Source organism: Nocardia rhamnosiphila NBRC 108938, from assembly GCF_000720425.1.
GTDB lineage: Bacteria > Actinomycetota > Actinomycetes > Mycobacteriales > Mycobacteriaceae > Nocardia > Nocardia rhamnosiphila.
The window spans coordinates 272,862-284,656 of record NZ_JOAJ01000009.1 but is presented as its reverse complement, the minus strand read 5'-3'; the positions used below and the strand labels follow the sequence as shown (position 1 = coordinate 284,656).

Below are 11,795 nucleotides of genomic sequence, written 5' to 3'. Positions count from 1 at the left end.
CCATGAACCCGAGCCTGCAGGATTCGGGTACCGGCCGGGCACCGGCGGAAGTCAAGATCCTCGAAGCGGTTCAGGGCGCCATCGCGACCCCGCCGGTGATCTCGGCGGCACGCGGTATGTCGCATTTCGGGGAGCACGCGCTCGGCTGGGTCGGTATCGCCGCGGTGGGCGCGCTGGTCGACAAACCCCGGCGTCGGCAGTGGGCCGGGGTGGCGGTCGGCGCCGTGGGGGCGCACGCCGCCTCCATCGTCATCAAGCGGATCGTCCGCCGGCCTCGCCCGCACGCACCATCGGTGCAGGTCAACGTATCGACGCCGAGCAAGCTGAGCTTCCCCTCCTCACACGCGACCTCGACAACCGCGGCGGCGGTGCTACTCGGAAAACTGACCGGGCTACCCTTGCCTGCGGTGCTCGTACCGCCGATGTTGCTGTCCAGAGTCGTGCTCGGGGTGCATTACCCCTCCGATGTGCTCGCCGGTTCCGCGCTCGGTGCCGCGTCCGCCGCCGCCCTGCTCGCCGCCGAAAAGAGACTCGACAGTGACCGCACAAGACGAAAAGGCGCTGCCCGCCATGAGTGAAGAGCCCACCGGCGCCGATCTGGCCGAAGCCGAAGTGAAAGGGCCTCCCAAAACGCTGGTCGGGGGCCTGGTCAAGGCAGCTCGTCCGCGCCAGTGGGTGAAGAACGTCCTCGTGCTGGCCGCCCCGATGGCGGCGGGTTCGGTGACCGATCTCGATGTGCTCGCCAATGTGGCCATCGCCTTCGTCGTCTTCTGCATGGCCGCGTCCGGTGTCTACCTCACCAACGACGCGATGGATGTCGAGGCCGACCGGGCCCACCCCACCAAGCGGTTCCGTCCGATCGCCGCCGGTGTGGTCCCGGTGAATCTCGCCTTCGCGCTGTCGGCGGTGCTGCTGCTCGGTTCGCTGGCGCTGTCGTTCCTGGCGTCCTGGCAGCTGGCCGTCACGATGGGCGTGTACATCGGAGTGCAACTGGCGTACTGCTTCGGTCTCAAACACCAGGCGGTCCTGGACATCTGCATCGTGTCCTCCGGCTTCCTGTTGCGTGCGATCGCCGGCGGCGTGGCGGCGGGGATCCCGCTGTCCCAGTGGTTCCTGCTCATCATGGCGTTCGGCTCGCTGTTCATGGCGGCCGGTAAGCGCTACGCCGAGCTACAACTGGCACTGTCCACCGGTGCGAAGATCCGTAAGTCGCTGGAGTACTACACCCCGACCTACCTACGGTTCATCTGGAGTCTGGCCGCGACCGCGGTGGTGGTCTTCTACGGTCTGTGGGCCTTCGAACAGGGCGCGGCCAAGGACACCGAATGGTTCGCCCTCTCGATGATCCCGTTCACCGTCGCGATCCTGCGCTACGCCGTGGACGTCGACGGTGGTGAGGCCGGTGAACCCGAGGAGATCGCGTTCGGCGATCGCGTCCTGCAGTTGCTCGCCATCGCCTGGATCGGAGCGGTAGGTGTCGCTGTCTATCTCTTCTGACGAGATTGCGGTAGCCGAAACAGAACAGCCCGACGAGCGCGCCGCCACCGAGCGGCGGCGTTCGCCGGGCAGTCCGGTCTCGCGTGCGGTGTTCGCGGGCGGCATTCTGGCGACCGTCGCCCTGTTCGCGTTCGGTGGCTGGGAACGGCGCTGGATCGCCGACGACGGACTGATCGTGTTGCGTACCGTGCGCAACCTGCTGGCCGGCAACGGTCCGGTCTTCAACGCGGGCGAACGGGTGGAGACCAACACCAGTACGGCATGGACCTATGTCGTCTGGTTCTTCAGCTGGCTCACCCAGGGCCGGCTGGAATACGTGGTGCTCGGTGTCGCACTGACGCTGTCGCTGCTGGCGGTGCTGTTCGCGATGCTCGGCACCGGCAAACTCTGGGGCCCGGCGTCGTCGACGCTGCTGCTGCCCGCCGGAGCGCTGGCCTATATCTCCGTGCCGCCCGCCCGCGACTATGTGACCTCCGGTCTGGAGAATTGCCTGGTCATCTGCTGGATTGCCCTGCTGTGGCTGCTGCTCGTGCGGTGGAGCAAGGCCGAACAGCCGACCGTGCCCGGGCTGCTGGGCCTGGCCTTCCTGGCCGGTCTGGCACCGTTGATCCGGCCCGAGATGACCGTGGTGGGCGGCCTGGCGCTGCTGCTGATCTTCTTCGCGCCGATGCCGCGGTCGCGGCTGCGCCCGTGGTTGCTGCGGGGCCTGGTGGTCGCCGTCGCCGGCGCGGTTCCGCTGCTCTACCAGGTCTGGCGGATGGGCTACTACGGCCTGCCCTACCCCAATACCGCGGTCGCCAAGGACGCGGGCGGGGCGAAATGGGGCCAGGGTTTCACCTATCTGTGGGATTTGGCCGGTCCCTATTACCTCTACGTACCGCTCGTCGTTCTGCTGGTCGCGGGTCTGGTGGCCGCGCGGGCGCATTATGTGCGCCCGGATACCGGTACCGCGGTGGACCGGGAGGCCGGTCGGTTCCGGCAGTTCCGGGAGCGGTTGCATTCACCGTCGGCGGTGGTGGCGCTGGTGCTCGGTGCCGCGGTGCTGCTCACGATCTACGCGCTGCGCGTCGGCGGCGATTTCATGCACGGGCGGATGCTGCTGCCGCAGCTTTTCCTGTTCCTGCTGCCGGTCGCGGTGCTGCCGGTGCGGCTGCCCGAGGGCGGTCTGCGGTCGCTGACCCGCCGCGAGGCCCCCACCTTCGCGGTCCTGGTCGTCGCGCTGGTGAGCACGGTGGCGTGGGCGCTGCTGGCGTCGGGTACCACCGCCATCAAGACCGGCACCCACATCAACAAGTCCGGGATCGTGGACGAGCGGATCTACTACGTCCTCAACACCGGTCACGATCACCCCATCCGGGCCGAGGACTACCTCGACTACGCCCGGATGCGCCCCATGGTGGAGGCGATCGAGAACACGCCGGACGGCGGTCTGCTGCTCAATTCCCCGTCGTTCATGATGTGGTACATCGCCCCGCCGCCGCTGCCGATCCCGCCGGGTGGGGCCGGCCATACGGTCTACTTCCTCAACCTCGGCATGACCAGCATGAACGTTCCCCTGGACGTCCGGGTCATCGATCCGATGGGCCTGGCCTTCCCGCTGGCCGCGCACACCGACCGGCTCACCGACGGGCGGATCGGGCACGACAAGAGCCTGTATGCGGACTGGGTGATCGTGGAGACCGGCATGGTGGATATCAAGCCCTGGCTCCCCTGGTACATGGACGAGGACTGGGTCAAGCAGGCCCGGGTGGCGATGTCGTGCCCGGACACCTACGCGCTGACGCTCTCCTACAAGGGCCCGTTGACGTTCGAACGGTTCAAGCACAATCTGCTGCACGCTTTCGATTTCGCGTCGTACCGCATAGACCGGGTACCGAAATATGAGATTCAGCGCTGTGGGCTCGTCGATCCGATACCACCGGTGCGCTGAACTGCGGTTTCCCCGACAGTAGTTCGCCTGTTCGCCGCGTCTTCGCATTCCTGGTGGGCAGGTGAACTGCGGTCGGGTTAAAGTGCTGGCGTCCGGCCCCGGCTCGTCAGGGGCCGGGGACCGGTAGTCGTACTGCGCGGCCGTGGGTCGCACGACGGAGGGCGGGAAAAATGCGAGGGGTTATCGGCCGTGATGTCCGGAGCGCACGTCCGGGGCGGCGGCTGGGCGGTCGGCTGAAGCGCACGGTGCTGCTGTCCCTGGCGGCCCTGCTCCCGGTCGGTGCCTCGGTGGCCGGGCCCGCGGCTCCGGCATCGGCGCAGTTCGATCCCAGCGGTATCGATTTCTGGGTCGATTCGGAGATGGGCCCGATCAAGTCGCGCGTGTTCCGCGCCGCCGACGGAAACACCGGCCGGGTCGTGTACGCCCTGGACGGGATGCGTGCCCGCGACGATCTGAGCGGCTGGGAGATCGATACCGATGTCGCCCGGGAACTGACCAAGTGGAATATCAACGTGGTCATGCCGGTGGGCGGCCGGTCGAGCTTCTACGCGGACTGGAATGCCCCGAGCGATTTCTTCGGGCTGGGCAGTTCGGGTAGTGCCGGCGGCGCCACCGGTTCGGCGGCCGATTCGGGCTCGGGCCTGGCTTCGGGTTCGGCGGCCGGGGTCGGGCGGACCACCACCTACAAGTGGGAGACCTTCCTCACCCGCGACCTGCGCTGGGCGCTGCGCGACCGGCTCGGCTTCAACCCCAACGGCAACGGCGTGTTCGGGCTGTCCATGGGCGGCAGCGCGGCCCTGGCGCTGGCGGCCTACCATCCCGATCAGTTCCGGTACGCGGGCTCCTACTCCGGATATCTGAACGTTTCCGCGCCCGGTATGCGCGAGGCGCTGCGCGTGGCCATGCTCGACGCCGGCGGTTTCAATATCGACGCCATGGCGCCGCCGTGGAGCCCGCAGTGGCTGCGGATGGATCCGTTCGTGTTCGCGCCGCAGCTGCGCCAGCACAACACGCGGCTGTGGATCTCGGCCGGCAGCGGTCTCCCGGCCGCCACCGACGGTCTGAGCTTCGACACGATCAACGCGATGGGTCTGGAGGCACTGGCGCTGGCCAATACCCGGGCGTTCCAGGTGCGGATGATGACGCTGGGCGCGACCAATGCCACCTACGACTTCCCGGCCGTCGGCGTGCACAACTGGCAGTACTGGGCGACCGAGGTCTACCGGATGATCCCGGATCTGTCGGCGAACATCGGCTGACCGGCCGCGGGCCGGCACTGTCCGGCCGATGTCTTTGCGCGATTGTTGCCAAGGGGTATTGCCGGCTGGTTCGGCAACGAATGTGTACGCCACCTCGCAAACATCTGTGACCTACGCCACTATTTGGCAACATGAACGCGGGTATAGCCGACTGATGTACCAGGAACATGTATCCAGATAACGGCTTCCGTCTCCGGATGGGCGCTGTGGTCTATGTATCCGAGATGGGGCCGGTAATGTAGCTAGGTACTTGCTGTCCGGCTGTCCAGGCGAAAGGTCTAGTCGAATGCGAAGTGCGCGCAGACCCGGATCGGTGCGTACCCGGCGGTGGGTACAGCGATGGGCAATGGGTGTGGCGGTGGCGCTACTGGCCCCCCTCACGGTGGCTCTGTCCGATGTGGCCCCCCGGGTCGAGGCGGCCCCCAACCCGGCCGGCTTCGATTTCTGGGTCGACTCACCGGAGATGGGCCCGATCAGGTCGCGGGTTTTCCGCGCCAAGGACGGCAACACCAGCCGAGTGGTCTACGCCCTCGACGGTATGCGCGCTCCCGAAACGCATAGCGGCTGGGAGAACGACACCAACGTCGCCAACGCGCTGACCGACTGGAATATCAACGTCGTCATGCCGATCGGCGGTATGTCCAGCTTCTATGCGGATTGGAACGCGCCCAGCTCGTTCCTCGGGATGGAGCCGACCGGTTCGTCATCCGGCTCCGGGGCCCTGAACGTCATCTCCGGAGGGCCGGGCAAGAGCTACCGCTACGCCTGGGAGACCTTCATCAACCAGCATCTGCGGTGGGCCCTGAGTGACCGGCTCGGCTTCAATCCGAACCGCAACGGTGTATTCGGTCTGTCGATGGGCGGCAGTGGCGCCCTCGCCCTGGCCGCCTACCACCCCGACCAGTTCAGCTTCGCCGGGTCCTACTCCGGCTACCTGAACGTCTCCGCGCCCGGTATGCGCGAGGCCATCCGGACCGCCATGATCGACGCCGGCGGCTACAACGTGGATTCCATGGCGCCGCCCTGGGGCCCGCAGTGGCTGCGGATGGACCCGTTCGTCTTCGCGCCGCTGCTGCGCGATCACAACACCCGGCTGTGGATCTCCGCCGGCAGCGCGCTGCCCGGGCCCGCCGACGGGTTCGACGGCAACACGATCAACGGTATGGGGCTCGAGGCTCTCGCATTGGCCAACACCCGGGCGTTCCAGGTGCGGATGATGACGCTGGGCGCGAACAATGTCACCTACTCGTTCCCGGATACCGGTATTCACTCCTGGACTTACTGGGAGGCCGAGGTGTACCGGATGCTCCCCGATTTGTCGGCGAATATCGGATAACGCCAGTTCGGGGTCCCGTTCGCGGGGCCCCGGACGTAGTGCGATGTGCCCGCCCGGAAGGAATCGTTCGGGGCGGGCACACTACTGTCGATAGGAATTCGTCCTCGGTTGGTATTCCGTTACACAAGCCAGGTCGGAGCGCGATTTCGATAACAGCCGAATATCCCGGCCCGCCGAGACATCACCGCTCCGGCAAGGTATCGTCACGGGGCGATCACAGCGGTTCTCGCGGCGGATTTCGGCCATCCGATCGGCACGGCCTTGCTCGGCTCGATGAGGTCGAATAAAGTCCAGCGAGCACATCTGTGACCAGATCGTTGTAGCGCTGTCGGCCCAGTGGTAGGTCGGGACCCGGTCGCCGGCGCCGCCGAGGAGAAACGGGGTGTTGTCCGCACAGCGGTAGCGACAACGCCACAACAGCAGAAAGAGAGCAGAATTCATGCGTTTCGGCAGGGCAGCCGGCCCGAAGAGAAGTACCGGGCGGTCGCGGGCACCCCGCGGCTGGCGTAACCGGATTCTGGCTATCGGTGCGGCAGTGCTCGCGCTACCCGTCGCGGCAGGTATCGCGGCCCCGACCGCGCTGGCTTCGCCCGCGGCACCGGTCAAGCGCGGCGCCTTCGAAGAGCTGCTGGTTCCCTCCAGCATGGGTCCGATCAAGGTCCAGGTGCAGTGGGCGGCGCGCGGCGGCAATGCCGGGCTCTACCTGCTCGACGGTCTGCGCGCGCGCGACGACCGCAATGCCTGGTCGTTCGAGACCAACGCGCTGGAGCAGTTCGGCAACGACAACATCTCCCTGATCATGCCGGTCGGTGGCCAGTCGAGCTTCTACGCCGACTGGTACTCGCCCAGCAACACCAACGGGCAGAAGTTCACCTACAAGTGGGAGACCTTCCTGACCCGGGAACTCCCCGCCTTCCTCGAGGGCCACGGCGTCTCGCGGACCAACAACGCGATCGCGGGTCTGTCCATGGGCGGTAGCGCCGCTCTGGCCCTGGCCGCCTACCACCGCGACCAGTTCCGCTCGGCCGCCGCCTACTCCGGCTACCTGAACATCTCGGCGCCGGGTATGCGTGAGGCCATCCGTATCGCCATGCTGGACGCCGGCAAATTCAACGTCGACTCGATGGCCGCGCCGTGGAGCCCGCAGTGGCTGCGGATGGACCCGTTCGTGTTCGCCCCGCAGCTGCGTGGCCTGCCCATGTACATCTCGGCGGCCAGCGGCCTGCCCGGCCCGTACGACAAGCCGGCCGGTGCGGTCGGCGCGTTCAACACCGGTAACGCCATGGCGCTGGAAGCACTGTCGCTGGTGAACACCCGTGCGTTCCAGGCCCGCCTGAAGACGCTGGGCATCAACGCCCACTTCGACTTCCCGAACGTGGGCACCCACTCCTGGAAGTACTGGGAGGGCCAGCTCTTCGCCTCGCGCAAGATGTTCCTGGATTCCACCAACGGCTGGTGATCGAAGGCACGCCATTCGGTTGCCGCTGAACCGATAGTTCTCCCCAACGGCGCCACCCGCTTCGTATCGAAGCAGGTGGCGCCGTTGTCGTCGGATCGCACGGCGGTGGGGAACTGGTTTGCTGCCCGCGCGTCCTACCGGGTATCCGCACGCCGCGGCGGTACAAACAGTGGGTGGCAGGGATGACACGCGCACACCGGGGGACGACGGTCGGCCGGTGCCGCGGACGCGCCCGGCGGCAGCTGACGGCCTGGGCCGCCGCGCTGGTGCTTCCCTTCGCCGCGGCACAGGTTCCCGCCGTCGCCCAGCCGACCGTTGCCGCGTCCCCTGCCACGATCCGGAATGTGGTCTGGCACACCGACCGCGATGTTGCCGTCTGGGTCGACTCACCCGCCATGGGCGTCCCGATCCAGGTGCGGCTGTTGCTCGCCCGGGACTGGAACACTCAGCCGGACGCGAAGTTCCCGGTGCTGTACATGCTCGACGGCCTGCGTGCCACCGACGACGAGAACGGCTGGATAAAGGACGCCGGGGCGGTGGATTTCTACGCCGACAAGAACACGACCGTGGTGCTGCCGGTCGGCGGGCAATCGAGTTTCTACTCCGACTGGCTGCAACCGGACAACGGTAAGAACTACAAATGGGAGACCTTTCTCACCAAGGAACTCCCCCCGCTGCTGGAGAGTCAGTGGCGCGCCACCTCGGCCAGGGGAATCGCCGGACTGTCCATGGGCGGAACCGCCGCAATGTTCCTGGCCGCGCGCAATCCGGAGTTCGTGAAATACGCCGCTTCCTATTCGGGTTTTCTCACGACCACCAGCCTCGGTATGCCCCAGGCTATTCGGCTGGCAATGGCCGATGCGGGCGGCTTCGACTCCGGTGCCATGTGGGGACCGCCCGGAAGCCCGCAGTGGGAAGAACACGACCCGCTGCTGCTCGCCGATCGGCTGAAAGGTAAATCGCTCTACATCTCCAGCGGGACCGGTGTCTCCGGCAAACACGACGAGGGCGGCGAAATTCCGGGGGTCAGCACCAATATGTTCGGGATGGGCCTGGAGACACTGGCCCTGCTGACCTCGCAGAACTTCGTGGACAAACTCGGCGAGCTGGGAATCCCCGCGACCGTGAACTACCGGGCCGCGGGTACCCACACCTGGCCGTATTGGGATTTCGAAATGCGGCAGTCGTGGTCGCAGGCCGCCGGCGCGCTCGGGGTGCCCGCCGGCAAGCCCGAATGCGCGGTCACGGGCGCCATCGGCGCGGTCGCCGGCGGCAACGACCGGCTCGGCGACTGCCTCACCGGCGAATACCAGGTACCCGGCGGGCTGGCTCAGGATTTCCGGCACGGCCGCGTCTTCTACTCCCCGGATACCGGGGCGCAGCCGGTGGCCGGCCGGATCGGCGGGGGCTACCAGGCGGCGGACGGGCCCCGTGGCGGTCTCGGGCTACCGACCGGCGTCGAACAGCCGCTACCGGACGGCCGCGGCCGCTTCCAGCCGTTCCAGCACGGCTCGCTCTACTGGACCCCGGAAACGGGCGCGCAGGTGGTGCGCGGCGCGATCCTCGAGGAATGGGGCAGGCAGGGCTTCGAGGGCGGCCCCGCGCGCTACCCGGTCGGCCCCGAAGTGAAGACGCCGAACCGCGACGGTGCGGTCCAGTCCTTCGAAGGTGGGCCCTTCTATTTCAGCCCCGCCACCGGCGCACATCGCGTCGAAGGGATGATCCTGGCCAAGTACGCCGAACTCGGCTTCGAGAACAGCCGGCTCGGTTTCCCGGCCGCCGCCCAGGCCCCGCTGAAAGACCTCGGCCAGTTCACCCGCTTCGAGGGCGGCAGCATCTACTGGAGTCCCCTGTCCGGCGCGTGGGCGGTTCGCGACGGACCCATCATGGACGCTTGGCGTGACGCGGGTTACGAGGCCGGCCGGATCGGTTTCCCGATCAGCGACGAGTTCGCGATCCCGGGCGGAGTCCAGCAGAACTTCCAACGAGGCTTTATCACTGTCCGCGACAACCGCACCGAAGTGCACGGTTGAACAGCACCCACCGAGTGATGCCGATCACCCGATGCAGCAAACCTGCTCGAACGGCACCACCAGCCGAGCCCGGCTCGTGACCAGCACCGTCACGCCCGGGCACCGAGCCAGCAGAACAGCGCGGCCCGGTGGCCGCGAGGGCGGCTGCGGCCCGTCTCGCCGTTTCGGCCTCGAAAGCGCAGGAGCCGAAGGCTCGAGTCTCGAGGCCGAAACGGCGAGACCAAGGGGGCCTCAACCCCGCGCCGCCGGAGGCGGCGCCAATAAACACAGCACCTTCGCGGACAGGTCTACGTCTCAGCCGTCGTGCGTGGCTCCAGGCCGTGGTCTTCGTGAGTGAGCTCACCCCCGGCTTTCGCTGGTGAGCTCACCCCCGCCTTCGCAACCGAGCCGCTCCCACCCGGGTGGGCTTTCCGACTCCCGCCCCGTCCTTTGCCTCCACACCATCACCGATCCACCCGCTCACCGCGGGTTCGGCCCGCCCGATACGGGTCGATCCGAACCTGCTCGCCCGGGCAGTCCAGCGGTGATTCCGGGTCTAGTACTACCCTCGGGGGTCGCGGCCCGGGCCAACCCGCCGGGCCGGGACGCACACCCGACCGTCAACCCAGTGGTTCGGCGGCCCCGACTCGAGCGGCCGTGAACCCGTGCGCATCCGTGCGCCGGAACACAGGATGGAATGTATGTATCGGACCCGAGGCACACTGCTCGGAGTGGTGGCGGCGGTGGCGGCCGCCGGATTGCTCGCCGGCTGCGGCAACGACGATTCGACCGCGACCGGCACCCCGACGCTGTCGACTTCGGCAGGCACGACGTCCGCGAGTGCGGCCCCCGCGCCCTCGAGCGAGAGCCCGGCCCCGGCCCCGGCACCGGAGGGCGAAACGCCCGCGCCCGAGCAGCCGGCCGCACCCGAGGCGCCGGCCGAGGAGCCGGAGCGTCCCGCCCCGGTGCCGCCGCAGGAAACCGACACCGGGCATCTCGGCGCGAAGGAGCAGACCTTCGTCGACGAGCTGGCCAAGCAGGGTGTCACCCCGTCCTCCCCGGATATCGCGCTGAGTATCGGCAACTACGTCTGCCAGGGTGTGGCCGCCGGGACCTCCGATGCCGATATGGCGACGTTCGTGAACGCGATGGCCGGTTCGGATCCGTCGTTCGATCCCGCGAAGATGCCGGTGGAGCAGGCGGGTCAGATCTACATCAGCACCGCCAAAGCGCACTACTGCCAGTGATAGCCGATGAGTAGAGGACGTACCGGGTCCCGTCGGTCCCGGCCGAAGGGTTGTCTGACATTGCTCGCGGTGGGAGTCGTCGGGCTCGTCATCGTGATCCTGCTCTGGTATCTGCTGGCCGGCTGCCTACGGGAGCCCGGGCCGGGCCCGGGTCCCGAGCCGGGGCCCGGGGAGCCGACCAGTCAGCCCGCGAGCTGCCCGGATGTGCAGATGATCTCGGTGCCGGGTACCTGGGAGTCCAACAGCACCGACAACCCGTACAACCCGACGGCCAATCCGGCCTCGCTCATGCTCAATGTGAGCAATCCGGTCCGGGAACAGTTCCCGGAGGGCCGGGTCGACGTGTACACCGTCCCCTACATCGCGCAGTTCTCCAATCCGATCGCGATTCCGCCGGACGGTCAGGCCTCCTACAACGCCAGCCGCACCGAGGGCAGTCGGCGGACCTTCGATTTCCTGACCCAGCGCCACCAGGAGTGCCCGCTCACCACCTATGTGCTGGCCGGATTCTCGCAGGGCGCGGTGATCGTCGGTGATATCGCCGAACAGATCGGCAAGGGCAACGGTCCGGTACCCGCGGACCGGGTGCTCGGGGTCACCCTGATCGCCGACGGGCGGCGGTCCGGTGAGACCGGTGACGGTCAGCCGATCCAGGTCGGCACTCCGCCGCCCGGGGTCGGCGCCGAAGTGGCGCTGGCCGGGTTGACCGTTCCCGGAATCACCATGACCGGCGTCCGCAAGGAGGGTTTCGGCGAATTGGCCGATCGGGTGTACACGATCTGCGCGCCCGGTGACCTGATCTGCGACGCGCCCCGCAACGCGCTGAGTCCGGCCAATATTCTCGGCAGTATCGGGACCCTCGCTCAGGCCGTGGGCAACCCGGTACACAGCCTCTACCACAACTTCGTGGTGGACCCGGACGGCACGACGGCCACCCAGTGGGCGGCCGACTGGGCGGTCGGTCTGGTCGGCAGCGCGCCGTCTCCGCCGCACTCGTGATCCGCGGATACGGGGCAGACGACGCCGTGGCGGCCGTCTTGTGACAATTCACCGCA

General features: G+C 67.6%; 9 protein-coding genes. All 9 read left to right on the top strand.

Annotation, left to right across the window (positions count from 1 at the left end; translation table 11 throughout):
• Positions 1–2: 2 nt before the first annotated feature.
• The 9 genes from IG75_RS0128040 to IG75_RS0128000 all read left to right on the top strand — a co-directional run bounded on the left by IG75_RS0128040 (position 3) and on the right by IG75_RS0128000 (position 11,739).
• Positions 3–578, top strand: a complete 576-nt coding sequence (locus tag IG75_RS0128040) for a phosphatase PAP2 family protein (RefSeq protein ID WP_051715057.1) — start codon at positions 3–5, stop codon at positions 576–578.
• Positions 571–1,497, top strand: a complete 927-nt coding sequence (locus IG75_RS0128035; RefSeq protein WP_030524342.1) for a decaprenyl-phosphate phosphoribosyltransferase — start codon at positions 571–573, stop codon at positions 1,495–1,497. The genes IG75_RS0128040 and IG75_RS0128035 overlap by 8 nt, the downstream gene beginning before the upstream one ends.
• A complete protein-coding gene (locus IG75_RS0128030; RefSeq protein WP_030524341.1) occupies positions 1,475–3,427 on the top strand; it encodes an arabinofuranosyltransferase AftB family protein in 1,953 nt (650 codons plus the stop codon). Before IG75_RS0128035 ends, IG75_RS0128030 begins: the two co-directional genes overlap by 23 nt.
• A 170-nt stretch (positions 3,428–3,597) precedes the next feature.
• Complete coding sequence (locus tag IG75_RS0128025; RefSeq protein ID WP_081877175.1) at positions 3,598–4,686, top strand: alpha/beta hydrolase; 1,089 nt, start codon at positions 3,598–3,600, stop codon at positions 4,684–4,686.
• A gap of 346 nt (positions 4,687–5,032) precedes the next feature.
• Complete coding sequence (locus IG75_RS0128020) at positions 5,033–6,022, top strand: alpha/beta hydrolase (RefSeq protein ID WP_030524339.1); 990 nt, start codon at positions 5,033–5,035, stop codon at positions 6,020–6,022.
• A gap of 439 nt (positions 6,023–6,461) precedes the next feature.
• Positions 6,462–7,481: an alpha/beta hydrolase gene (locus IG75_RS0128015; RefSeq protein WP_081877174.1), complete on the top strand. Its 1,020-nt coding sequence runs from the start codon at positions 6,462–6,464 to the stop codon at positions 7,479–7,481.
• Between the two features lie 182 nt (positions 7,482–7,663).
• Complete coding sequence (locus tag IG75_RS0128010) at positions 7,664–9,514, top strand: alpha/beta hydrolase-fold protein (RefSeq protein ID WP_030524337.1); 1,851 nt, start codon at positions 7,664–7,666, stop codon at positions 9,512–9,514.
• Between the two features lie 680 nt (positions 9,515–10,194).
• Positions 10,195–10,740 (top strand): DUF732 domain-containing protein, encoded by a 546-nt coding sequence (locus IG75_RS0128005; RefSeq protein ID WP_030524336.1) that lies wholly within the window; start codon positions 10,195–10,197, stop codon positions 10,738–10,740.
• A gap of 6 nt (positions 10,741–10,746) precedes the next feature.
• On the top strand, positions 10,747–11,739 hold the full coding sequence (locus IG75_RS0128000) for a cutinase family protein (protein ID WP_030524335.1): 993 nt from the start codon (positions 10,747–10,749) through the stop codon (positions 11,737–11,739).
• The last annotated feature ends 56 nt before the right edge of the window (positions 11,740–11,795 follow it).

What these genes read in the sequence shown, in the direction of transcription:
- IG75_RS0128040 (WP_051715057.1), top strand. Translation starts at nt 3, where the DNA reads ATGAACCCGAGCCTGCAGGATTCGGGTACCGGCCGGGCACCGGCGGAA.
- IG75_RS0128035 (WP_030524342.1), top strand. Translation starts at nt 571, where the DNA reads ATGAGTGAAGAGCCCACCGGCGCCGATCTGGCCGAAGCCGAAGTGAAA.
- IG75_RS0128025 (WP_081877175.1), top strand. Translation starts at nt 3,598, where the DNA reads ATGCGAGGGGTTATCGGCCGTGATGTCCGGAGCGCACGTCCGGGGCGG.
- IG75_RS0128020 (WP_030524339.1), top strand. Translation starts at nt 5,033, where the DNA reads ATGGGTGTGGCGGTGGCGCTACTGGCCCCCCTCACGGTGGCTCTGTCC.
- IG75_RS0128015 (WP_081877174.1), top strand. Translation starts at nt 6,462, where the DNA reads ATGCGTTTCGGCAGGGCAGCCGGCCCGAAGAGAAGTACCGGGCGGTCG.
- IG75_RS0128010 (WP_030524337.1), top strand. Translation starts at nt 7,664, where the DNA reads ATGACACGCGCACACCGGGGGACGACGGTCGGCCGGTGCCGCGGACGC.
- IG75_RS0128005 (WP_030524336.1), top strand. Translation starts at nt 10,195, where the DNA reads ATGTATCGGACCCGAGGCACACTGCTCGGAGTGGTGGCGGCGGTGGCG.
- IG75_RS0128000 (WP_030524335.1), top strand. Translation starts at nt 10,747, where the DNA reads ATGAGTAGAGGACGTACCGGGTCCCGTCGGTCCCGGCCGAAGGGTTGT.